Source organism: Metasolibacillus sp. FSL K6-0083, assembly GCF_038630865.1.
GTDB lineage: Bacteria > Bacillota > Bacilli > Bacillales_A > Planococcaceae > Metasolibacillus > Metasolibacillus fluoroglycofenilyticus.
The window spans coordinates 1,350,314-1,374,409 of the sequence record NZ_CP152046.1; the positions used below are offsets into that span (position 1 = coordinate 1,350,314).

Consider the following 24,096-nt stretch of genomic DNA (forward strand, 5'->3'; position numbering starts at 1 on the left):
CACTATTCGCTTGAAATGCTAGATTTTGCTAGCAATACTTGGCGTGGTCGACTACCATCAGGCGGCCCAACAACCCCACGCATTTCCATTTGATCAACAATGCGTGCAGCTCTTGCATAGCCTATACGAAAACGACGTTGTAACATTGATACCGAGGCACTTTGCTGCTCAACCACAAGCATTACAGCTTCATCGTATAAATCATCCGTTTCCTCAGCAATATCTGTTTGCGGCACTTCAGTTGGAATCATTGACTCCTCATATTGTGCTTTTTGCTGCTGTATAACAAAATCAACAACTGCTTCTACTTCCTTATCCGATACAAAGGCTCCTTGTACACGTACAGGTTTGGAGGCTCCCGCTGGTAAAAATAGCATATCACCGCGTCCAAGCAATCTTTCTGCGCCACCCATATCTAAAATTGTGCGTGAATCAACAGCAGAGGATACAGCAAAGGCAATGCGCGATGGAATATTGGCTTTAATAATTCCTGTAATAACATCTACGGATGGACGCTGTGTTGCGATGATTAAATGAATACCTGCTGCACGTGCCATTTGCGCTAAACGCGTTATCGCATCCTCAACCTCATTTGAGGCAACCATCATTAAATCTGCAAGCTCATCTACAATGACAACGATATATGGTAATTTAGCTTGTTGCTCCATATTTTGTGCATTGTGCTGCTCAATATGCTCATTATATCCTTCAATGTTGCGCGTTCCTGTATGTGAAAAGAGGTCATAGCGCCGTTCCATTTCAGAAACAATTTTTTGCAATGCTTGCGCGGCTTTACGTGGATCTGTTACAACAGGTGCAAGTAAATGCGGAATACCATTGTATACTGTTAGCTCAACCATTTTTGGATCAATCATCATCATTCGTACTTCATGTGGCGCCGCTCGTAGTAAAATAGAAATAATTATCCCATTAATACATACACTTTTACCACTGCCTGTTGAGCCAGCAACGAGTAAATGTGGCATTTTATTAAGCTCCGCCAGCATTGCTTGTCCTGTGACATCGCGACCAAAGCTAATCAATAATTTACTCGATGCCTTGTTTTCAGGCACTTCAATTACTTCTCTTAATGTTACAATTGCAACTTCATTATTAGGTACTTCAATTCCGATAGCAGATTTCCCTGGAATTGGCGCCTCTAAACGAATATCCTTCGCAGCTAGCGCTAATGCCAAGTCATCTTGCAAGCTAACTATTTTACTTACCTTTACTCCTACATCTGGAAGCACCTCATATTTTGTTACAGCAGGTCCTAAATGCACTTGAACCACCTTTGCCTTTACCCCAAAACTTAGCAATGTTTGCTCTAGTTTTTTAGCGTTTGCTTGAATAATGCTATACTCTCCACTTTGATCATGCGCGGGCGGTAATTGTAGCAATAGAGTTGATGGTAATGTGTACGGACTTTCCGATTCATTCATTTGCACAGGCTCTTCCAGTATTTCTTCAATTTCGATTTCAATCGCTTCCGACTCTTCTTCGCGAATTTGCGGCTGCGTAAAGGCTGAAATAATTGGCTCTTCATGCACAATCGTTTCCTCTGTTGCAAGCATCTCCGTTTCGGAAGTTACGGATTTGGGCGAACGGCGTTTTTTCTCTTTTTTTGGGCGTGCAAGCTTTCTTTTCAGCGCAGGCGTTTTTTCCATCATAATAGGAACAAGCGCTTTGCCTGTTACTAATATGATGCCTATAAATAGTAGAACCCATGCTGCTACCTTTGCCCCAGTCGAGTCAAATAAAACATGTAGTACACTAAAAAGCAATGCGCCCACTATACCACCACCAAGCGCTTGGCCTCTATTAGCAACGCCATCCATTTCAATTAAAAGGCGCCAAGTTTCACGTAACACTGAATTGGATAGTAGTGCGTTCGCCTTATGCAATTCCTCAAAAAGCAGGCTATGGCTAAACACAGTAAGACTACATATCATAAGAAAAACACCAATGACAACACGGTTTTTCATCGTCACACCACGCCGTCTTACCATCAGCATTGATGCTACTAAAACGAGTAAAAACGGGATGACGAAATGCAAATTGCCAAATAAAAATAAAGCAATTGATTGTGTAAAGCGTCCAACTATACCATATTCAAAATAAATAATAATTGCATAAGCAATACATAAAATACCAACAATTTCATAGGTAAGTGGATGCCATTCTTTTTTATTTGCCTTCAATTGTTTTTTCTTTCCTTTGTTCGCCATTACACCTGTTCCTTTCTTACGAGTTTAATAAAACGCAAACGAAGCGTCTGAACAGCAGTGCCTCGCACGCTTTTCAGACGCTCCCCCTTTATCGCTTAATATTCCATAATAATTGGGATAATCATTGGGCGGCGCTTCGTTTTTTGGAATAAATATTGATTAAGTGTATCACGTATTTCTTGTTTAATATTTGTCCATTCAAACGTATCCTTATTCACGTATTTTTCAATAACCTCACGTGCAATATCAGATGCTTCGACCATTAACTCCTCTGATTCCCGTACATAAACAAATCCGCGCGACAATATTTCAGGGCCCGATGCAATTTTCTTTTGTGCTCGGTTTAGCGTAACAACAACAATAAAAATCCCATCCTGTGACAGCAGTTTGCGATCGCGCAAGACGATATTACCAACATCGCCTACACCAATACCGTCGATTAATACATTGCCTGCCTGAACACGACCACTCATGCGCATTTTACCGTTTTTATATTCCACAATATCGCCTTTATCCGCAATAAAAATTTGTGATTTTTGCATCCCTAAAGACTGTGCTAATTTGGAATGGGCAATTAACATGCGGTATTCCCCTTGAATTGGCACAAAATACTTTGGTTGCATCAGATTTAACATTAATTTCAAATCTTCTTGGCTACCATGTCCAGAAACATGAACCTTTTTATCTGCTGATAGCACCTTAGCCCCAGCTTTTGCAAGCTGGTTCATCGTTTTATACATTTGCACTTCCATTCCTGGAGATGGCGTAAATGTAATTAACACAGTATCTGTTTGTTTAATTTTAATATCACGATGATGCTTACGCACAATTTTATCAAGAGCTTCAAGTGGTTCGCCTTGGTTACCTGTTGCGATAATAATAATTTCATCATCTTCATATTTATGAATATCACTTACTGGAATTAGCGTATCTTCATCAATATCTAAATAGCCAAGCGATGTTCCTAACTCTACTACTTTTTCTAGTGATTTACCGACAATCGCAACTTTACGGAAAGAGCTTTGTGCCTGTGTAAATACTTGTTGCACACGAATAAAGTTTGAAGCATATACCGCTACTAAAATTCGTCCCTGTGCTGAATGGAATGTTTTGGCTAGCTGCTCACTAACAACTGCCTCACTTGTCGTATAGCCTGGACGCTCCGCCTCAGTTGATTCAGATAATAAAATAAATACCCCTTCTTCACCAAGCTTGGCCATCGTTGCTATATCAGGTCTAAATTTGCCCTGTGCTGCTTGGTCAAATTTGAATTCTCCTGTATGCACAATCGCGCCTTCTGACGTATGGAACACAATCCCTAGCGAATCGGGGATACTATGTGTTGTATGGAAAAATGTTACATACGTCGAATTGAAATTCATACGACTTTTATTTGTCACTTCAAAAAATTTCACTGGATGCGGTGCAGGCATCTCTTTTAAATGCTCTTTGGCAAGCGCAACTGTTAGTTTCGAGCCATATACGGGTGCTTTTATTTTATTCAATACGTAGGCAATTGAACCGATTGCATCCTCATGTCCGTGCGTTAAGAATATCCCTTTTACACGCTCTTTATTTTCTTCTAAATACGTAATATCCGGTATGACGATATCAATCCCGAGCATCTCATCTTCTGGGAACATAAGCCCACTGTCGACAACAAATAGCTCCTCGTCAATTTCTATTACATACATTGATTTTCCGATTTCACTAACCCCACCTAGAGGGATGATACGGATTACTTCATTTTTTACTTTCGTCACTTGATTTCCTCCTAAAAATTATCCCGAACAGCAACCACTTATCAATCATTATACGTGTAGTTTTCTTTTAGCACAAATTAAAAATTCATAAAAAATGAATTTGAATAAAGCGAACGAAAAAACCAGTGTGATGCATCACACTGGTAAAGTTTGACGAATTGCTTCAATTTTTGCTTGGTACGTATCCCAAATTTTATCAAAATCAGCTTTTTCTTCATCTGTCATTTCCATCATCGGCAGTCGCACTGCCAATGTATCAAAACCTAATTTTGTCATTGCATATTTAACTGGGGATGGGTTTGGTTGTGCAAATAACGCGCGTACTAATGGCAATAATGCACGGTGAATTTTTGCAGCTAGCTCATGCTTTCCTTCTTCAAATGCACGCATCATTAATTGCATATCATTGCCAACAACATGCGCAGCAACTGAAATAATGCCTGCTCCACCAATTGCTAAAAGCGGTAATGTTAAACCATCATCTCCACTATAAACTAAGAAATTATCCTTGCTATCCACATTTTCAATAATATCACCCATTTGATCTAAGTTACCGCTCGCTTCTTTAATCCATAAAATATTCGGAATTCTGCTTAAAGCAACTGACGTTTCATAGGTAACATTGACAGCCGTACGCCCAGGTACATTGTATAACATAACTGGTAGCTTTGTTTCACGCGCAATTGTTTCAAAGTGCGCATAAATACCACGTTGATTTGGCTTATTATAATATGGAGCAACGAGCATAATACCATCCGCTCCATTTTCCTCCGCTTTATGTGTCATCATGATGGAGTATGCTGTTTCATTATCCCCTGTTCCAGCAATAACCGGCACACGTCCAGCTACTTTTTCCACAGTGAAGCGTACAACCTCTATCTTTTCCTCTGTCGACATCGTTGGGTTTTCAGATGTCGTTCCACATGCGATAATGCTATCTGTCCCATTATCGATTAAATGATTAATAATTCGTTCAAGCTCCGGATAGTTAATCGTACCATCCTCTTTGAACGGTGTAATCATCGCCGTTCCAATTCGACCTAAATTCATCCTTCTACACCTCTTATCATCAATTACACCTCAGCTATAGATTTTCTTAGAAGGACTTCTGCTTCCTTTGAAAATCTATCACATGCCCGAGGGCTTTATTTTGATTCAGCAGACATGCTGCTTCCAAACTGAACTAAGTATTTTTCTGAAATTAATACGCTATTATATTTGCTGAATAAATTGTTTCCCTCAAATAGCTAAATCAAAATAAGTTTTCCTCTATCATTGCTTCAACAATTTGAATCGAATTTAGTGCCGCTCCTTTTAATAAATTGTCCGATACAATCCATAAATGGAAACCTTTTTTATTGTCTAAATCTTGGCGAACTCGCCCTACAAATACAGGGTCTTCTCCTTCAGCAAAAATCGGCATCGGATATTGTTGATTAGCAATATCATCTTGTAATACGATACCCGGTGCATTTTTCAGTACTTCGAAAATATCTTGCACTGTCGCTTCTTGCTCAAGTTCAATATATACAGATTCTGAATGTCCTGATACTACCGGCACACGCACACAAGTTGCTGCCACCTGTAATTCAGGCATTTCTAGAATTTTTTTTGTTTCATTAATCATTTTCATTTCTTCATACGTATAGCCGTTGTCTGTGAATTTATCAATTTGCGGAATGACATTGCGCGCAATTGGATAATGCTTTTTATCTGCTTTCGCAGGCAAAATATGCGCTTCAACATTTTTTCCAGCATCCCACTGTGCGCTTTGTGTCTGTAGCTCTTCAATTGCTGCAATACCAGAGCCTGATACAGCTTGGTATGTAGAAACAACTACTTTTGTTAAGCCGAATTTTTCACGAATTGGTTGTAATGCTGCGACCATTTGAATCGTTGAACAGTTCGGGTTGGCAATAATGCCCTTCGGAATATCCTTTAATGCTTGTCGATTGACCTCAGGTACAACTAACGGTACTTCTGGATCCATGCGGAAATGACTTGTATTGTCTACAACGATTGCTCCGCGCTTCGCTGCTTCAGGTGCTAGTGCTGCTGATACGGAGCCACCTGCTGAAAATAATGCAATATCTACCCCTTCAAAGCTTTCAGGTGTTGCTTCTTCGATTGTATATGACTGTTTATTAAATTCAATTTTCTTCCCTGCTGAACGTGCAGATGCTAGAAATTTTATTTGCTTAATTGGAAAATTACGCTTCGTTAAAAGTTCCATCATTGTTGAACCTACTGCTCCTGTCGCGCCTACGACAGCTACTGTCAATTGCTTCGTCATAATCTCATCTCTCCTCAAAACTAGTTACATAATGTTGGCTATTGTAACATAAAACCTTGCAGTTGTGTAGGATTAATTTGATTATTAAAAAAATTGTATAAATATTGGTTGTAATTGTTTTTTATAAAAAATGGCCGCATGCACAGTTTCGACCATTTTTGAAAAATCCGCGATGAGAGATGTTGGTTTTTGGATTGGATCATCTTGCCCGAACGGAATAAAATAAATATTTTTTGCATTTAGCAACTTCATAATATTTTGACCATTTAAACCGAGGGCGTCATTCGTTGAAACACCTATCACAACAGGAGAGCCGTTGCGTAAAGTTGCCTTTGCTGCCATTAAAACGGCACTATCGGTCGCGGCATTAGCGAACTTACTTATTGAATTCCCTGTCATTGGCGCTATAACCATACAGTCCAATGGATTTTTCGGTCCAAAGGGCTCCGCTTCCACAATGGATGAAATAACTTTTTGCCCTGTTGCTGCTTCTATTTTTGCTATCCATTCCTCCCCAGTACCAAAGCGTGTCGCGGCATGTAAAACAGATGGGGTAATAATTGGTACAACTTCTGCACCTGCTTGCTTTAAATCTTCAATCTTAGGTACTACATCGGCGTATGTGCAATGCGATGCTGTAATACCTAATCCAATGCGTTTACCTTCAAGCATTGCTGCGCCCTCCAATCTAATATTGCTGTCTTTAATAAATGCGCTGCATCTGTACTGAAATATTTCCCAGGTAATCCTGCAAGTAATGTATAATGCTCTACATTATCCGTTACACAGCCAGGTGCAGAAGCTAAATCATAAATTGGCATCTCAAATTGCTTACGCATTGTTGGCGTCAGCCATTTTGCTGGAATCGTATTAATTAGTGCTACGCCTTCAATATGCGGTAAATCGTCTAATAAGTATGATTCGTAGCCAAGTGCTAACGCCTCACAATGCTGGGCAACAGAGCGCACTAAAATAATGACGTTTGCCTGCATATTTTTTAGCATATGTGCCGTCATTTTAGCAACGCGCCCAAAGCCAGTAATTATAAAGCATTTATGACGCACAGCCTGTTTATGCTCATAAAAATAAGCTAGAAATGCCTCTGCTGTTAGTGCTGCATTTTGCCAAATAAATGCCTCCTGCTGCAAATAACGATGCACCGTATGTTCCTTTAAAATCACTTCCCATTCTGGCGCTAGCTTTCCAACATGCATAACTGCTTTTTGAATTCCAAGTACAATCTGCACATCAATTTGTAGCGGTTGAATAGGTAACACTACAACATCTGGATGAAACTCCAAAGCGGTTGCGTTGAGCTCCGCATCCCAACTCGTTTTATTTTTGTAAAAAATAGTTCGTTCCTCACTTGCTAAATTTTTAGCTAATACCTTCATTCTTTCGTCTGCACCAATAACTAACCAGCGCTCCGTCATTGGTCATAGCTTCTAAATGCGGTTGTAGTTTGATTAAATAAAATGCGGTCCTCTCCGATTAAAACGATTTCCTCCCAAGGAATAAATGCCGCTCCTGTTTTTCGCTTTTGAAACATCAGCCTCGATTGCGGCATAAGCTCAAAGCCGATAATTTTTCCTGTTGTCGGCTCAAATAAGCATTCTGTATCCGCCAAATAACCATAGCGAACACCATTTTGCATTTCAATTAACTCTTTGTCAGCAAGCTCTGATAAAAGCATATTCTCCCTCCTCTTCAGCGCTTCACCATACTATATGCATCGCGCAATTTGAACGTTCGCCTAAAATAGAATTTTCAACATACCTCACTGGACAATTTTAACTTCTTTCAGCAATGTTTTTTGCGACGAGTAACCGCAGGTGCACATGTTTTTTGCGACGAGTAATCGTTGGCACGCCTCGTGACAGTTTCAGATTAACTTCTATCTTAAGCAGCTCCAAAAAAATCTGGACTAGAGTTAGCCAAGGCGTAATTGATAAGTAAAAAGCACTTGAAATCAAGTGAAAAACCTTGCTTTCAAGTGCTTTTTTTAGTTTTCTGGTCCAATTATTGCAATCGCTGGTTCCTGCAATAAAATATCTGTAATTAACTCATTGATTGTTTCCATTGAAATAGCATCAATTGAAGTAAGCACTTCATCAACTGAACGGTGACGTTGATGGATTAGTTCATTTAAGCCATTTCGGCTCATATGGTCTTCTGTGCCTTCAAGCCCTAAAACAAAGCTGCCTTTGAGTTGCTCCTTCGCATTTTCTAGCTCTAGTTCAGTAATACCACCTGCTACAACATCAAGTAATGTCGCATCTATCGTATGCTGCATCTGACTTAGCTGCTGTTTGCTTGTGCTACCATAAACCGTTAATGAGCCAACATCTTCGTAGGATGTCTGATAAGAGTAGATTGTATAGGCTAAACCGCGCTCTTCACGCACTTCTTGGAATAGTCTAGAGCTCATATTGCCGCCAATAATATTATTTAGTGCAATTAAACTATAAATATCAGGATTTTTCACACCAATTGCAGGGAATGAAATCGCCACATGTGCTTGCTCAATATCGCGCTCCTTAATGATTTCACCTGCTGAAAATACTGGATATGACAATGTTCGCTCCACTGCACTAGCACTTGCTTGAAATTGCCCAAACAATTGCTCAATCGTCGCTAAAAGTCCATCTGAAATATTCCCCGCTACCGATATAACAATATTTTGTGGACAGTAATGCTTCGCCATATATTGACGAATCATTGCCTCATCAAAGGTTGCCAACGTTTCGGCTGTTCCTAAAATTGGGCGGCCAAGGGCATCTGTTGGATACATAACAGCCCATAGCTTTTCATGCACATCATCATCTGGTGCGTCCTCACTCATATAAATTTCCTCTAACACGACTTGACGCTCTCGCTCAATATCTTCCGCTGTAAATGTTGAATTGAAAAACATATCTGCCAAAACGGTTACAGCTAATTCGGCATGATGATCTAACACCTTCGCATAATAGCATGTATTTTCCTTCGAGGTGAAGGCATTAATTTCGCCACCAATACGGTCGAATATTTCAGCAATTTGCTTTGCCGACTTCGTCTTCGTTCCTTTAAAAAGCATATGCTCTATAAAGTGTGTAATGCCATTTTCCTCCGGTAGCTCATAGCGAGAACCTGCATTGACCCATATGCCAACAGAAAGTGAACGCACATGCGGCAGTTGCTCCGATACAATACGTACACCATTTTGACATGTCGATACTTGCACTGTCATTGCTCTTCATTTCCCCCTTGCAAAAAAGCCGTCAAGAAAGTAGGCTAACGCACCACTTTCCAGACAGCCATTAATGTTTTTTATTATGTGTCGCAAGAAACCGTCCCCAAATGATATTTTAGACGGTTCCACATTGGAGTTTTACTTTATTGCTGTTGTTCAGCTCGTTCTTTTTCTTCTTTAATCACTACTTTACGTGATAAATTCACGCGACCTTGGTTATCGATTTCGATACATTTCACTAGTAATTGATCGCCAAGCTTTAATACATCCTCCACAGCTTTCGTACGTTCTTCTTGAATTTCTGAAATGTGTAGTAAACCGTCTTTGCCTGGGAAAATTTCACAGAATGCACCGAATTTTTCGATACGTTTCACAGTCGCTAAGTAGTATTCGCCTACTTTTGCTTCACGTACGATGGATTCAATAATTTCTTTCGCGCGATTGTTCATTTCTTCGTTTGCTGAAGAAATATAAATTGTACCGTCTTGCTCAGTATCAATTTTCACGCCTGTTTCATCAATAATTTTATTAATTTGCTTACCACCTGGTCCGATTACATCGCGGATTTTATCGGGATTAATTTTAATCGTAATAATTTTTGGCGCATATTTTGATAATGATTTACGTGGCTCGTTTAACGTTGTCATCATATGCTCTAAAATATGCATACGACCAATTTTTGCCTGTGCTAATGCTTCCTCTAAAATATTACGTGATAAACCATCAATTTTAATATCCATTTGCAATGCTGTTACACCTTTAGCTGTACCGGCTACTTTAAAGTCCATATCACCAAGATGGTCTTCCATCCCTTGAATATCCGTTAAAATGGAATAGTGCTCGTCCTTTTTAATAAGACCCATCGCAATACCCGCTACCGGTGCTTTTAATGGCACACCTGCATCCATCATTGCTAATGTCGATGCACAGATTGAAGCTTGTGAAGTTGAACCATTTGATTCTAATACTTCAGATACGCAACGAATTGTATATGGGAACTCCACTTCATTAGGAATAACTGCTAATAATGCGCGTTCACCTAGTGCACCATGACCAATTTCTCGACGCCCCGGACCACGTATAGGTCCTGTTTCTCCAACAGAGAATTGTGGGAAATTATAGTGATGCATAAAACGTTTTGATTCCTCAATACCTAAGCCATCAATAATTTGTACATCGCCTAATGCGCCTAACGTACAAATTGATAATGCTTGTGTTTGACCACGTGTGAATAAAGCTGAACCGTGTGTACGGTCAAGCAAGCCCGCTTCAGAGGATAGTGCGCGAATTTCATCAAGCTTACGGCCATCTGGACGCACTTTATCCTCAGTAATTAAACGGCGCACTTCATCCTTCACCATTTGATCTAAAATGCCTTTCACTTGCTTAATTGTTTCCTCATCAGCTTCCTGCTCTACGTAAGAAGCTAATACACGCTCTTTGACAGCTGTAATGGCATCTTCACGCGCATGCTTTTCAACTGTTTGAATTGCAGCATTCATATCTGCCTCACAAACCGCTTTTACCGCTGCTGTTAATTCAGGGTCTAACTCGTAAAGTTCGACCTCTATTTTTGCTTTCCCTACTTCAGCTACAATTTGCTCTTGGAAAGCGATTAATTTTTTAATTTCCTCATGACCAAACATAATTGCTTCTAACATAATTTCCTCTGGTACTTCTAAAGCACCTGCTTCTACCATGTTAATTGCATCTTTATTACCAGCAACAGATAAATGGATTGTGCTTTCTTCCATTTGCTCTGTTGTTGGGTTCAATACGAATTCATTATTAATATAACCAACATGTACACCTGCGATTGGTCCATCGAATGGGATATCTGAAATCGCTAATGCTAACGAAGAGCCAAACATTGCTGCTACGTCTGACGGACAATTTGAATCATTTGACATAACCATTGAAATTACTTGTACTTCGTTTCGGAAACCATCTGGGAACATCGGACGAATTGGACGGTCAATTAAACGAGATGCTAAAATCGCGTTTTCTGATGGACGCCCTTCACGTTTAATGAAACCACCTGGAATTTTACCTGCCGCGTATAGACGTTCTTCATAGTTCACTGTTAATGGGAAGAAATCTAATGGCTTTGGTGATTTTGACATTGTGGCTGTTGCTAAAACTGCCGTTTCGCCGTAGCGAATTAATGCAGCGCCATTTGCTTGTTTTGCTAACTGTCCTACTTCTATTACGAGTGGACGGCCAGCCCATTCATAAGAATAGACTTTTTTGTCGTTCATCTGATGAACCCCTTTCTACTTTTACACCCTACTTCAGCTTTTTTTGTATGTACTATAGTTAGTGTATCAAAAATGTAGTTTCTATGCTAAATTTTTTTATTTTCATTGAAAGTTTTTATACATAAATAAAAAGCGGGAAGTTTCCCGCTTTTTATATGAGATTAGCGACGTAAGCCTAAACGTGTAATTAATTCACGGTAGCGTTGTACGTCTGTTTCACGAAGATATTTTAATAAGTGACGACGACGACCTACCATTTTGAAAAGACCACGCTCTGAGTGGAAATCTTTTTTGTGTGTACGTAAGTGCGTGTTTAATGCATTAATTTCTGCAGTTAACACAGCGATTTGTACTTCTGGAGAACCAGTGTCGCCTTCGTGAGTACGGTACTCAGCGATAATTTCGTTTTTACGTTCTTTTGTAATTGCCATTTGAAATGACCTCCTATAATTGAATTATCCCCTGTAGCACAGCAATCGTCAGGAGTAACGGAAAGCCGAGCTAAGGTTTAGTGCATATTGAACACTTTAGGAATTATATCATACTAGATAACAGCAAGCAACTATTTCAATCACACCTCTCGGCATCTATAGACTCTGTACCTTTACCTGTTGCCCTGTTATCGGTACAAAATTAATTTGCTGAAAGTGTTATACTTTACTCGCAAAGTAATTGATTGCTTCTTGCTTATCTAGCTCAATTTGTGTAATTAGCTCATCAATGCCAGCAAATTTTCGTTCGCTACGAATACGTTTATACCATCCGACAACAACTTCTTCACCGTAAATATTTTTATCGAAATCAAAAATATGCACTTCAATCGATAGCTGTTTTTCTTCTGGATTTTTAAATGTGGGTTTATAACCGACATTACAAACACCATTATACCACTTGTTTTGCACTAAAATTTGTACGGCATAAACACCTGTTGCTGGAATAAAGCAGCCCGCCATCGATTGTACATTAGCAGTTGGAAAACCGAGTGTACGTCCACGTTTATCCCCATGTACAACGATGCCCGGCACTTCAAATGCACGACCAAGCAACATGCACACTTCCTCCATATCGCCTTCTTTTAACAATTTACGAATGCGAGTGGAGCTAATTTTTTCATCACAGTCGCTCAGCTTGTCAATCGTTGTCACCCCAAAATCGCCGTTTGACAGCTCTTCCATTAAGCGCATATCGCCTTTACCGAAAGCTCCGAATGAATAATCAAAGCCTGCCGTTACATGCTGTACATATAAATCACGAATGAAATACTGCACAAATTCTTCCGGTGATAATTTTGCAAAATCAGATGTAAAATTGACAACAAATACCGTATCTACACCTAATCCTTTTAATGTATCTAGCTTTTGCTGAAGTGGTGTAATATAAAATACTTGCTCATTGCGAGCACCTAATACAATAGTAGGATGCGGGTCAAATGTCATTACAGCACTTTTAATGCCTAATTCTTGTGCCTTGCGCACCGCATGCTCGATAACAGCTTGATGCCCTTTATGGACACCATCGAAAAAGCCAACTGCTAATGAGTAAGCCGCTTCTGGTCGCTCTAACTGATGAGGGTATTTTAAATAAATGACTTCCATTAGTATTTATACCTCCTGCTCTATTTCAGGGAACATTTTTTCTGGTTTCATCATGTTTTCCTTTGTTGGATGTGCGATATAAATCGCCCTCGCAAATCCATTTTTTGCATAGACAATTTTCTGATGCTGCTTTAATAATGCATGCATTTCTAGCACTTGTCCATTAAAAATTTGCTTGGCATTCGTTTCATCTATTTCAATAAAAGGATAGCTTGTTAATGCATATTCAACAGGCAAAATTTTCTCAGAAATTCGCTCCTGCTCCATCAATTCCTGTACTTCAGCTAACGTTAAACAATTTTCCTTTGTAAATGTACCAGAGGCTGTGCGCACAAGCGCCTGCATATGTGCAGGATAGCCTAGCATCTCACCTATTTGCACAGCAAGTGTACGAATATATGTACCTTTGCTACATCTAATACGTATTGAAAACTGCACTTGCTCTCCTTCAAATACGTCAGCCTCATCTAACAATGTTAAATCATAAATCGTCACTTGTCGTGTCGGACGCTCAACCACTTGTCCTGCTCTCGCATATTCATAAAGTTTTTTACCATTCACTTTCACCGCTGAATACATGGGAGGTGTCTGCTCAATTAATCCTGTTAATCGCTCTAATGCCCCCAAAATTTCCGCACGGCTAAATGATTTATATGTAGCATTTTGTTCAACTGTTTTCCCTTCAGCATCTTCAGTTGTCGTTGTTCGTCCAATACTAATAATGGCCTCGTACGTTTTTCCTGCATCTGTAATGTATTCGGCAATTCTTGTCGCCTGACCAATACAAATAGGCAATACCCCTTCTACATTCGGATCTAACGTACCTGTATGACCTACTTTTTTAGTTTTTAAAATTTTTCGTAGCTTAAATACACAATCATGGCTCGTCATACCACGTTCTTTCCATAATGGTAAAATACCGTTCATTGTAAAATCCCTCCTCAAAAGGAAAAGTCGCTAAATTCATTGTTTTAATAAAAAGGGGCTGTCCAAAAAGCCGTGCATAGCCCGCATTTTGGACAGTAGCGATGATGTTTCGCAAAATGTTGATGCATATAAACAGAGAACGCCTCTTTTAAAAATGGGATGAACATTGGCTTTAGCAGCGTTATCCTTCAGTAAAAGGGAAGCGATGAAAACATTTATTTTAATGCGGTGTCAAAACAAAATAGATTTTTCGGACAACCCCTGAAACACAAACGAAACGTCCAAAAAGCAGTGCTTTCGCACACTTTTTGGACGCCCCCTACTCTATTTATCTTCATGCAATGAACGCAATAAAGCATCAATTTTATTACCATATTCTACAGAAGAATCGAATTCAAATAAAATTTCTGGTGTACGACGTAGGCGGATACGTGAGCCGATTTCAGAACGAATAAAGCCAGCTGCTTTTTCTAATGCTTTTAACGTTTCTTCTCTTTCACGTTCGTTGCCTAATGATGTAATATAAACAGTTGCCTGCTGTAAATCACCTGTTACTGCAACATCCGTTACTGTGACAAAGCCTACACGAGGATCCTTTATTTTACGTCCAAGAATGTCACCAAGCTCTTTTTTCATTTGCTCGGCAATTCGGTTTGATCGTAGAGACATAGAAAGTCACCACCTTAACAAATTTCCTTATAAATATTGGCGAAGTAATTCTAGTTGTTCCCACTCAGGGTTGGATTCTAAATAACGGAGTGCATGCATCATTTCACGCTCAGCCGCCTCCTTAGAGGAGGCAACTGTTACAAGTGCGAGTCGCGTACGTTGCCAAACATTTTGATGGTCAATTTCTGCAACCGATACATTGAACTTTTGTTTTGTCCGCGTTACCATCCTTTGTAATACGGAGCGCTTTTCCTTTAGCGAATGGGCAGTATGAATAATGAATTCAACTTCTGCGTAGACAATCATTATGCACGTTTAATTTCTTCCATTATAAATGCTTCAATTACGTCGCCTTCTTTAAGGTCGTTGTAGTTTTTAATCGTCATACCGCATTCATAGCCTCTTGCTACTTCTTTCGCATCATCTTTGAAGCGTTTTAATGAGTCTAGCTCTCCTTCAAAAATAACGATTCCTTCACGGATAACACGTACACCTGCATCGCGCACCATTTTACCTTCAGTTACGTAAGAACCTGCAATTGTACCAACCTTCGATACGCGAATCGTTTGACGAACTTCCGCCTGACCAACGATTTTTTCTTCGTATTCTGGATCAAGCATCCCTTTCATCGCTTGTTCGATTTCTTCAATTACTTTATAAATAATGCGGTGTAGACGGATATCTACTCCCTCTTCCTCAGCCGCACGTTTAGCATTCGCATCAGGGCGAACGTTGAAACCAATCACAATCGCATTTGAAGCTGCTGCTAATGAAATATCTGACTCAGTAATTGCACCAGCACCTGTGTGGATAATTTTCACATTAACGCCTTCCACATCAATTTTCATTAATGATGCAGCCATCGCCTCTACTGTACCTTGTACATCGGCTTTAACGATTAAGTTTAACTCCTTCATTTCACCTTGGCTCATTTGCTCAAACAAGTTATCTAATGTTACGCGTTGTTTTTCAGAGCGTTGTGCTTGAATCGCAGTCATTGCACGTGATTCACCAACTGAACGAGCTGTTTTCTCGTCTTCGAATACAACAAATCGGTCACCAGCTTGTGGTACATCATTTAAACCTGTAATTTCAACTGGTGTAGATGGGCCTGCTTCCTTCACACGGCGACCTATATCATTTACCATCGCACGTACACGACCGTATGCATGACCTACTACGATTGGGTCACCGACACGCAATGTTCCATCTTGTACTAATAATGTCGCAACAGAACCGCGACCTTTATCTAATTGAGCCTCAATTACTGTACCAATTGCAGAGCGAGCTGGGCTTGCTTTTAGTTCGCCAACTTCAGAAACAAGTAAAATCATTTCTAATAATTGGTCGATTCCTTCACCTTTCAGTGCAGAAATTGGTACGAAAATCGTATCGCCGCCCCAATCTTCTGGAACTAAGCCATGCTCAGTTAATTCTTGCATTACACGGTCTGGATTAGCAGTTGGTTTATCCATTTTGTTAATTGCGACAATAATTGGAACCTCTGCTGCCTTCGCGTGGTTAATTGCTTCTACCGTTTGAGGCATTACACCGTCATCTGCTGCAACAACGATAATAGCTAAGTCTGTCACTTTCGCACCGCGTGCACGCATCGTTGTAAACGCAGCGTGACCTGGTGTATCAAGGAATGTAATTTTCTTACCATCCGCATCAACTTGGTATGCACCGATATGCTGTGTAATACCACCTGCTTCGCCAGCAGTAACCTTCGTATTACGAATTGAGTCTAAAAGCGATGTTTTCCCGTGGTCAACGTGCCCCATAATCGTTACAACTGGTGGGCGCTCGCGTTGTTCTTCTTCACTCACTTCTTGCTCAAAATGTGTTTCAAGGTCTGTAATATCTACACGTATTTCTTCCTCTACTTCCACACCATAATCAGCACAAATTAGCTCAATCGCATCTTTATCAAGCTCTTGGTTAATTGTTGCCATAACGCCTAGCATAAATAACTTTTTAATAATTTCAGATGGCTCACGATGCAATTTTTTTGCTAGCTCTGCAACTGATAATGATTCATAAAATGTGATTTTTTCTGGTAATTCCTTCTGTACAGTTTGTACAGGCTGTTGAGGTCCTCTATTTGGACGACGTTTACCACCGTGGATACCTGGCTTCTTGCGCTGTTGATAGCCGCCTTGATTATTATTCTTATTACCGCCGCTTTTACCACGACTATTTTGATTGTTATTTTGTGTCATATTTCGATTTTGGTTACCCTTTGTATTATTAGATTTGTCACTCTGTGACGCTTTGTTTTGTTCTACATTCGGAGCTTTATCCGCTTTTTTCATTTGTTGCTGCTTGGATTGTGAACGTGCTTCTGTTTGCACGTGCTGCGATAAGCCTTCTTTTTTAGCAGCTGGCTTTGCAGGTGTTGCTTTTTTCGGTTCTGCTACTTGCTGAAAGACAGAATCAAGCTTTGTAATAGTTACAGCATCAAGCATCGACATATGGTTTTTCACTTCTATATTAAGCTTTGTGAGCTGTCCCATTACTTCTTTACTCGTTTTATTTACCTTTTTCGCATATTCATGAACTCTAATTTTGCTCATCTGCTCACCCCCGATTAATTTTCGTTGAGTAGACTAGACATTTTTTTCGCAAACCCACTATCGGTTATAGCTAATGCTACACGCGCTTCCTTTCCTGTAGCATGTCCTAGATCATAGCGATCTCCAAAAACATAAAACTCAACGTTGTAATACGTACATTTATCTTTAATCTTTTTTGCCGTATTGGCAGAAGCATCGTTTGCGAGGAAAACTAATTTCGCTCCTCCTGTGCGCACTTCCTTTACGACTAATTCTTCTCCAGAAACAACTTTTCTCGCTCTGGCAGCTAGCCCTAATAATTGCAGTATTGCACTGTTCATCATAAAATAGACTCCCTGCGAATAAGCTTTAATAGCTCCTCGTATACATCTTCTGGAATTGCTACTTCAAGTTGTTTTCCTAAGCTATTTTTTTTACGTGCCTCTTCAACAGCCTGCTCCGTTTTAGAAACATAAGCTCCGCGTCCTGACTTTTTACCTGTTGTATCAACAGATACTTCGCCTTCTTTCGAACGTACAACACGAATCATTTCTTTTTTCGGATGCATTTCGCCCGTTGCTACGCATTTGCGTAAAGGCACTTTTCTTTGCATAGCCATCCTCGCTCACCTTCCCTCCAAAACTTCAGCACTTTCTGCTTGCTTACTCACAAGCACTTTTCCCGTCATGCTAGAAGAGTTGCTTGTGAGAAGCTAAACTATTTTCTTCATATGATTATTCTTCATCATCCTGATATAAATCATATTCGATATCATCATATGCTGCCGTATTGTTATTTTGTGGAACGAATGTGCTCGTTTCAGAAGGATAAATTCCTAATTCACGTGCATCTGTTTCACTTTTGATATCGATTTTCCAGCCTGTTAGCTTCGCTGCAAGTCGCGCATTTTGACCACGTTTTCCTATTGCTAGTGAAAGTTGATAGTCTGGTACAACAACTGTTGTAGACTTTTCTTCTTCATTTACTTGCACATCTAATACTTTTGATGGACTTAAAGCATTTGCTACGAACACAATCGGGTCTTCAGACCATTCAACAATATCAATTTTTTCACCGCTTAATTCATTCACAATTGTCTGTACACGCGCACCTTTAGCACCGACACATGAGCCCACTGGGTCTACCTCTGGATTGTGTGCGAATACAGAGATTTTTGAACGGTCTCCAGCTTCACGCGCAATCGATTTGATTTCTACTGTACCGTCAAATATTTCAGGCACTTCCATTTCAAATAAGCGACGTAACAAACCTGGGTGTGTACGTGAAACAATTACTTGTGGACCACGTGTTGTACGCTCTACTTTTGTAATATAAACACGAATGCGTGATTGCGGTTTATAGACCTCACCTTGAATTTGCTCGTTTACTGGTAATGCCGCCTCTACTTTACCTAGTGATACGTAGATATTACGTGCATCCTGGCGCTCAATTGTACCGACTACGATATCATCTTCGCGGTCTACATACTCTTCATAAATTAAGCCGCGCTCTGCTTCACGAACACGCTGTGTAACAACTTGTTTCGCTGTTTGAGCTGCAATACGACCAAAATTACGTGGTGTTACTTCTTGTTCCAATACATCGCCAATTTCATATGCAGGATTAATCATTTTTGCATCTTCTACTGAGATTTCTAAACGATCATCTTCCACTTCTTCTACAACGTCTTTACGAGAATAGACGAGCATCGTTCCTTTATCTAGGTTTAAATCTACTCGCACATTTTGCGCTTGGTTAAAATTGCGTTTATACGCTGTTACTAATGCCGCCTCAATTGCTTCAATTAATACTTCTCTTGAAATCCCTTTTTGCACCTCAAGGGCCGTTAAAGCATCTAGTAAATCACTACTCATTTTTGTTCACTCCTAAATTTGCTTATCTGAAAAGTCAATCGCAAGCCTAGCCTGCGCTACTTTTTCTTTATCGATTTGTACATTGATTTTGCGTGTCTTAATGCGAATTTCCATTTCCAAACCTTGTTCAGTATATGCAGTTAAATAACCATGAAATTCTTTCATATCCTTCACTGGCTCGTATGTTTTCACATAAATATATTTACCAACTGCTTGAACAAAGTCTTGTTCTTTCTTTAACGGGCGTTCTGCACCTGGTGAAGATACTTCTAAATAATAATTTTGCTCAATCGGGTCCTTTTCATCCAAAATGACACTTAAACGTTCACTTACTTGTGCACATTGATCAATGTCAATCCCACCCTCTGGCGTATCGATATAAATACGCAGAAAATAGTTGCGACCTTCCTTCACAAACTCGACATCCACTAATTCAAGATTTAATTCAGCAATAATAGGCGTTACGAGCGCTTCAATAGTTGAAGTAACTTTGCTCATCATATCCTCCTCATATGTTGTTGTACTTTAAATTTATTTGCTTTATTGTTTGTTATTCACATTGCGTTATGAGAAATTGGTATAACTCGCTGTCTGTACCATCTCAAAAACTTATGCTTCTGTAGCAATACCACTAATTTTAGCTTTTTTGTTGTTGTAAACAACAGAAAAGAGCGGGAGAAACCCACTCTTTTGCTGCGAACTATCAACAAATTGTTACACTTACAATAGCATACCTCGAAAACAATTGCAAATATCCCCACTTACTAGCTAGAACAACGAAAGCTGGTTGGCGTCGGGCAATCCTTCTAAACAGCCTAACTGGTCCATATACTCAATTAGCGTTTTCGATACGCGACCACGTCGTTGTAAATCTTCCTTCGATAAAAATTCGCCTTCCTCACGTGCAATAACAATTTGCTTCGCTACGTTTGTTCCAAGACCTGGTATAGCATCGAATGGCGGGATTAAAGCATTGCCATCAATAATAAACTCACTTGCTGTTGAACGATACAGGTCAACCGATTTAAAGTACATTCCTCGCTCACACATTTCTAGTGCAATTTCAAGCACTGTCATTAAGTTTTTTTCTTTCGGGCTCGCATCTAAGCCCTTCGCATTGATTTCATCAATTTTTGTCCGAATGACAGCAGGTCCCTGCTTCATGGCAATTAAATCGAAATCATCTGCACGAACTGTGAAATATGCCGCGTAGTACAATATTGGATGATGCACTTTAAACCATGCGATGCGCACTGCCATTAATACGTAGGCAGCCGCATGGGCTTTCGGGAACATATATTTAATCTTTTTACAGGAGTCGATATACCATTCCGGCACTTTGTTTTTACGCATTTCCTCTTCCATTTCATCCGTCAAACCTTTCCCTTTACGAACAGACTCCATGATTTTAAAGGCAAATGCGGGCTCCAATCCTTGATAAATTAAATACACCATAATATCATCACGACAGCCGATTACTTCCGCTAATACACATGTGCCATTTTTAATTAATTCCTGTGCATTGCCAAGCCATACATCCGTTCCATGAGATAAACCTGAGATTTGTACTAATTCACTAAACGTGGATGGCTTCGTTTCCTCTAACATTTGGCGCACAAAGCGTGTACCGAATTCTGGAATACCGAGTGTTCCTGTTTTTGTTCCGATTTGCTCAGTCGTAACACCAAGCGATTCCGTCGTACTGAAAATTTTCATTACTTCTGGGTCGTCTGTCGGAATTGTTTTCGGGTCAATGCCCGATAAATCTTGCAGCATACGAATGACTGTTGGGTCATCGTGCCCTAATATATCAAGCTTTAAAATATTGTCATGGATTGAGTGGAAATCGAAGTGTGTCGTTTTCCATTCAGCATCCTGTGCGTCAGCCGGAAATTGCACTGGCGAGAAATCATAAATATCCATATAATCAGGCACTACAATAATGCCTCCTGGATGCTGCCCTGTCGTTCGCTTTACCCCTGTACACCCTTGCACAAGCCGGTCTACTTCTGCCCCGCGGAATGTTAAATTATTATCACTTGCATAGCCTTTAACATAGCCGTATGCTGTTTTTTCTGCTACCGTACCAATCGTTCCTGCACGGAAAACATAGTCCTCACCGAATAAAACCTTTGTATAGTTATGAGCCTGTGGCTGATATTCACCCGAGAAGTATGACGATAGGTAAGCCTTTGAAGTTATCACCAACTTTTCCCCCGTCCCACACCGTGCATGAGGCTTTCACACTCACACGGCGTTCCATCGTTAGTTTTGTTGAATGTTATAGACTAAGCTTTGGATTTCCTACTTCCGTTCTTAGCCTGTTTAATTTGTTAATTGCTTTTGCTTCGAATTTACTTAATAACTTTTGATACTCTTTATTCCTTAAAGGGTCTGAATTGTGAATGAGCCTATGATACTTTCTATTGATAATAATCAAATTATCGTATTCATCTGTACCACCTTGTGCTGTTGGTTTTATATGATGACATAGTGCCTGATGAGGTGTTAATCTCTCACCCGTAATTCCACAGCAACCTTTTTGTGCTACATATTTACTCAATCGGTTATTTTCATACAGAACACTTTTTGATTTATATATTCCTTTACGAAACATTTCGATCTCTCGAATGGACACTTGTTTTAAATCTCTATGAATTACTTTCCTATCAGCTTCATTGTAAATTGTGAATTCAGGCTTTCGCTGTCCTCGTATATCATGTCGAACAGATTCAATAGGATATACCAGCAATCCATTGCTTTTGAAACGTGGATAATTGTAATCTCCATAAAATTTATCAATCACTCCGTTTGTTTCTTTTGTTTTCACAAAGATATTTCTTATCATGAGTGATTTAATATTTGGATGAATGTTATGCCTTATCTCATTAAACTCCTGAGAAATTCGAGTTGCAATCTTATAATAATTTTGCAACCCTAAAATATTTGCATTAAAGTTCATCACTTTTTGTGGAGTAGGACTTTTTCTTAGTTTTACTAGCTGATGCCTTATAACGCCTTGTACCTTTTCTTTTGCTTTTGGGTCCATCTTAGAGTTGACGATGTATCCTGTTTTCGCATTGCCTTTTTGTACCGCTCTAAATCGAATCCCTAAAAAGTCTGTACCGTTTTTACGCAAATTTGTGATTTTACTTTTTTCTTCACTAATTTCTAGCCCTAATCGTTCTTTTAACCATTTCTCAACAGCCATTTTAATCTTTCGAGCATTTTCATATGAGTTCGTGAATATTTTAAAATCATCTGCGTATCGAACTAAATACATTGGCTTTAACCTTGTCTTTTTAAGTGCATCCGTTTTATTGCGTTTTAGCTTATATGGTACTCGTGTTGGTTTCGTTTCCCATTGATTTGAAATCCACCAGTCAAACTCGTTTAAAACTAAATTTGCGAGTAATGGAGATAAAATTCCTCCTTGTGGGGTTCCTTTTGTTGGTACTCCTTCACCTGTAATTTCGGCTTTCAACATCTTCTTTAGTATCGCTAATACTTTTTTGTCTCTAATACCAATCGTCCATAATTGTCTCATTAGCTTTTTATGATTTACATTGTCGAAGAAACCTTTAACATCGATATCAACTACAAAATGTTGATGACTATGATTCACCATATGATAGCATCTTGCGAGTGCATCATGTGTGCTTCGCTTCGGTCTAAACCCATAACTTTGCGGATGAAATTTCGCCTCTGTAATCGGTTCTAATACTTGCAAAAACATTTGCTGTATTAATCTATCCTCAATAGTTGGGATACCTAGAGGTCGCATCTTTCCGTTTGGTTTTGGTATAAATAGCATTCTTACTGCATGTGGTGAATAATTTTCCAGTCTTCTTCGAGCAAGTTTGATTAGTTTATTAGCATTCATTTTATTCAAGTGTTTAATTGTGTGTCCGTTAACACCTTTCGTTTTACTACCTGTATTGCTTTTTAGATTTCGAAAGGCGAGCAATATGTTTTCTTCGGAAATAATCGATTCATAAAGGTCTGTAAAATAACGACCACTTTTACTTTCGTTATAAAGGTTATCAAAAGTTGTTTGCAATCCAAAATACTCGTTGTTTCTTAACTTTTGAATCATTAAGTCAGTCAACTAATCACTCCCTTTGAGCTTTCGTTCTCTTTAGTCATACTAGAATCTGACTTGTGTAGGTTTGTTTTCAACACTAACGACTTGTGCCCTTCCCTCAGAAATGTTTTTTCCTCCGACCTATTTGTTATTCAGTCATCACTGGCATTTCATCATTGGTACTACGGCACTACTGCCACTCCATCAAAGTACGTTATAACTTGTTCAGCATTTCCGTACACCGTCTTCATCGACATGCAACTGTCTCTTACGTTAGGAGCTTCACACGTTCCACTATTTCTATCTGTACATCTTCCCTTAGGTTCCCCCTAAATTCCGCTAGGCTTGCATGTGCCTGTAACACAAGATGGATTTTCATAACCAAACGCTTACTCATCCACACCTAGAAGCCCTAATTTGGACCCCGCAGCATTTCTACTACGTGACATTCACGAAAAGTCAATCGAGGGTTCGACCCAGTGAGTCTACTGATTCTAACCATAGAAAGTTTATAGACGCCAGACCTATCATTCACAGGATTACCCCTTTTCCACAGCCGTACTGTTTGGGTGAACTTCAGTCTACTTTAACGAGCTTCATACAAGTTTCAGTTTTGCA

At 39.6% G+C, this 24,096-nt stretch carries 20 protein-coding genes and 1 pseudogene; all 21 read right to left on the bottom strand.

The window, feature by feature from the left end:
- Positions 1-2: 2 nt before the first annotated feature.
- A complete protein-coding gene (locus tag MHB51_RS06470; protein ID WP_342559254.1) occupies positions 3-2,228 on the bottom strand; it encodes a DNA translocase FtsK in 2,226 nt (741 codons plus the stop codon).
- A gap of 95 nt (positions 2,229-2,323) precedes the next feature.
- Entirely contained in the window at positions 2,324-3,991 is a 1,668-nt protein-coding gene (locus tag MHB51_RS06475) for a ribonuclease J (RefSeq protein WP_107942306.1), read from the bottom strand.
- Between the two features lie 135 nt (positions 3,992-4,126).
- Positions 4,127-5,041, bottom strand: coding sequence for a 4-hydroxy-tetrahydrodipicolinate synthase (gene dapA / locus MHB51_RS06480; protein ID WP_066170183.1), 915 nt, complete (start codon positions 5,039-5,041; stop codon positions 4,127-4,129).
- Between the two features lie 202 nt (positions 5,042-5,243).
- The gene (locus MHB51_RS06485) at positions 5,244-6,284 is read right to left on the bottom strand and encodes an aspartate-semialdehyde dehydrogenase (protein WP_066170180.1); all 1,041 of its coding nucleotides are present in this window, start codon (positions 6,282-6,284) and stop codon (positions 5,244-5,246) included.
- Between the two features lie 84 nt (positions 6,285-6,368).
- The gene (locus MHB51_RS06490) at positions 6,369-6,956 is read right to left on the bottom strand and encodes a dipicolinate synthase subunit B (protein ID WP_066170177.1); all 588 of its coding nucleotides are present in this window, start codon (positions 6,954-6,956) and stop codon (positions 6,369-6,371) included.
- Positions 6,929-7,717, bottom strand: a complete 789-nt coding sequence (locus MHB51_RS06495) for a dipicolinate synthase subunit A (RefSeq protein ID WP_342559255.1) — start codon at positions 7,715-7,717, stop codon at positions 6,929-6,931. Before MHB51_RS06495 ends, MHB51_RS06490 begins: the two co-directional genes overlap by 28 nt.
- On the bottom strand, positions 7,714-7,977 hold the full coding sequence (locus MHB51_RS06500) for a YlmC/YmxH family sporulation protein (RefSeq protein WP_066170172.1): 264 nt from the start codon (positions 7,975-7,977) through the stop codon (positions 7,714-7,716). Before MHB51_RS06500 ends, MHB51_RS06495 begins: the two co-directional genes overlap by 4 nt.
- A 309-nt stretch (positions 7,978-8,286) precedes the next feature.
- Entirely contained in the window at positions 8,287-9,513 is a 1,227-nt protein-coding gene (locus tag MHB51_RS06505; protein WP_066170169.1) for a pitrilysin family protein, read from the bottom strand.
- 146 nt (positions 9,514-9,659) lie between these two features.
- Complete coding sequence (pnp, locus tag MHB51_RS06510) at positions 9,660-11,774, bottom strand: polyribonucleotide nucleotidyltransferase (protein ID WP_107942303.1); 2,115 nt, start codon at positions 11,772-11,774, stop codon at positions 9,660-9,662.
- A gap of 161 nt (positions 11,775-11,935) precedes the next feature.
- On the bottom strand, positions 11,936-12,205 hold the full coding sequence (gene rpsO / locus MHB51_RS06515) for a 30S ribosomal protein S15 (protein ID WP_042472014.1): 270 nt from the start codon (positions 12,203-12,205) through the stop codon (positions 11,936-11,938).
- 219 nt (positions 12,206-12,424) lie between these two features.
- Positions 12,425-13,369, bottom strand: coding sequence for a bifunctional riboflavin kinase/FAD synthetase (locus MHB51_RS06520; protein ID WP_107942302.1), 945 nt, complete (start codon positions 13,367-13,369; stop codon positions 12,425-12,427).
- Positions 13,370-13,375: 6 nt separating this feature from the next.
- A complete protein-coding gene (truB, locus tag MHB51_RS06525; protein ID WP_342559256.1) occupies positions 13,376-14,296 on the bottom strand; it encodes a tRNA pseudouridine(55) synthase TruB in 921 nt (306 codons plus the stop codon).
- 324 nt (positions 14,297-14,620) lie between these two features.
- Positions 14,621-14,965 carry a 30S ribosome-binding factor RbfA gene (rbfA, locus tag MHB51_RS06530; RefSeq protein WP_066170157.1) on the bottom strand — a complete coding sequence of 115 codons (345 nt, stop codon included), beginning with the start codon at positions 14,963-14,965 and terminating at the stop codon, positions 14,621-14,623.
- Positions 14,966-14,992: 27 nt separating this feature from the next.
- On the bottom strand, positions 14,993-15,271 hold the full coding sequence (locus MHB51_RS06535) for a DUF503 domain-containing protein (protein ID WP_066170154.1): 279 nt from the start codon (positions 15,269-15,271) through the stop codon (positions 14,993-14,995).
- Positions 15,271-17,541: a translation initiation factor IF-2 gene (gene infB, locus MHB51_RS06540; protein WP_066170151.1), complete on the bottom strand. Its 2,271-nt coding sequence runs from the start codon at positions 17,539-17,541 to the stop codon at positions 15,271-15,273. Before infB ends, MHB51_RS06535 begins: the two co-directional genes overlap by 1 nt.
- Positions 17,542-17,555: 14 nt before the next feature.
- Positions 17,556-17,864, bottom strand: a complete 309-nt coding sequence (locus MHB51_RS06545) for a YlxQ family RNA-binding protein (RefSeq protein WP_066170148.1) — start codon at positions 17,862-17,864, stop codon at positions 17,556-17,558.
- A complete protein-coding gene (locus MHB51_RS06550) occupies positions 17,861-18,139 on the bottom strand; it encodes a YlxR family protein (RefSeq protein WP_066170145.1) in 279 nt (92 codons plus the stop codon). Before MHB51_RS06550 ends, MHB51_RS06545 begins: the two co-directional genes overlap by 4 nt.
- A gap of 115 nt (positions 18,140-18,254) precedes the next feature.
- Entirely contained in the window at positions 18,255-19,394 is a 1,140-nt protein-coding gene (gene nusA / locus MHB51_RS06555; protein ID WP_066170142.1) for a transcription termination factor NusA, read from the bottom strand.
- A 12-nt stretch (positions 19,395-19,406) separates the two neighbouring features.
- The gene (gene rimP / locus MHB51_RS06560) at positions 19,407-19,892 is read right to left on the bottom strand and encodes a ribosome maturation factor RimP (RefSeq protein ID WP_066170139.1); all 486 of its coding nucleotides are present in this window, start codon (positions 19,890-19,892) and stop codon (positions 19,407-19,409) included.
- Positions 19,893-20,162: 270 nt separating this feature from the next.
- A pseudogene (locus MHB51_RS06565) lies at positions 20,163-21,566 on the bottom strand (PolC-type DNA polymerase III); the annotation flags it as partial.
- Positions 21,567-21,675: 109 nt separating this feature from the next.
- Positions 21,676-23,502, bottom strand: coding sequence for a group II intron reverse transcriptase/maturase (ltrA, locus tag MHB51_RS06570; RefSeq protein ID WP_342559257.1), 1,827 nt, complete (start codon positions 23,500-23,502; stop codon positions 21,676-21,678).
- Positions 23,503-24,096 lie beyond the last annotated feature (594 nt).

Bases quoted from the DNA above. Each gene is read 5' to 3' on its own strand.
- dapA (WP_066170183.1), bottom strand. From the start codon at position 5,041: ATGAATTTAGGTCGAATTGGAACGGCGATGATTACACCGTTCAAAGAG.
- MHB51_RS06485 (WP_066170180.1), bottom strand. From the start codon at position 6,284: ATGACGAAGCAATTGACAGTAGCTGTCGTAGGCGCGACAGGAGCAGTA.
- MHB51_RS06520 (WP_107942302.1), bottom strand. From the start codon at position 13,369: ATGGAAGTCATTTATTTAAAATACCCTCATCAGTTAGAGCGACCAGAA.
- rbfA (WP_066170157.1), bottom strand. From the start codon at position 14,965: ATGTCTCTACGATCAAACCGAATTGCCGAGCAAATGAAAAAAGAGCTT.
- MHB51_RS06505 (WP_066170169.1), bottom strand. From the start codon at position 9,513: ATGACAGTGCAAGTATCGACATGTCAAAATGGTGTACGTATTGTATCG.
- rimP (WP_066170139.1), bottom strand. From the start codon at position 19,892: ATGAGCAAAGTTACTTCAACTATTGAAGCGCTCGTAACGCCTATTATT.
- pnp (WP_107942303.1), bottom strand. From the start codon at position 11,774: ATGAACGACAAAAAAGTCTATTCTTATGAATGGGCTGGCCGTCCACTC.
- infB (WP_066170151.1), bottom strand. From the start codon at position 17,541: ATGAGCAAAATTAGAGTTCATGAATATGCGAAAAAGGTAAATAAAACG.
- MHB51_RS06545 (WP_066170148.1), bottom strand. From the start codon at position 17,864: ATGATGAACAGTGCAATACTGCAATTATTAGGGCTAGCTGCCAGAGCG.
- MHB51_RS06500 (WP_066170172.1), bottom strand. From the start codon at position 7,977: ATGCTTTTATCAGAGCTTGCTGACAAAGAGTTAATTGAAATGCAAAAT.
- truB (WP_342559256.1), bottom strand. From the start codon at position 14,296: ATGAACGGTATTTTACCATTATGGAAAGAACGTGGTATGACGAGCCAT.
- rpsO (WP_042472014.1), bottom strand. From the start codon at position 12,205: ATGGCAATTACAAAAGAACGTAAAAACGAAATTATCGCTGAGTACCGT.
- MHB51_RS06490 (WP_066170177.1), bottom strand. From the start codon at position 6,956: ATGCTTGAAGGTAAACGCATTGGATTAGGTATTACAGCATCGCATTGC.
- MHB51_RS06470 (WP_342559254.1), bottom strand. From the start codon at position 2,228: ATGGCGAACAAAGGAAAGAAAAAACAATTGAAGGCAAATAAAAAAGAA.
- MHB51_RS06550 (WP_066170145.1), bottom strand. From the start codon at position 18,139: ATGGCTATGCAAAGAAAAGTGCCTTTACGCAAATGCGTAGCAACGGGC.
- MHB51_RS06535 (WP_066170154.1), bottom strand. From the start codon at position 15,271: ATGATTGTCTACGCAGAAGTTGAATTCATTATTCATACTGCCCATTCG.
- nusA (WP_066170142.1), bottom strand. From the start codon at position 19,394: ATGAGTAGTGATTTACTAGATGCTTTAACGGCCCTTGAGGTGCAAAAA.
- MHB51_RS06495 (WP_342559255.1), bottom strand. From the start codon at position 7,717: ATGACGGAGCGCTGGTTAGTTATTGGTGCAGACGAAAGAATGAAGGTA.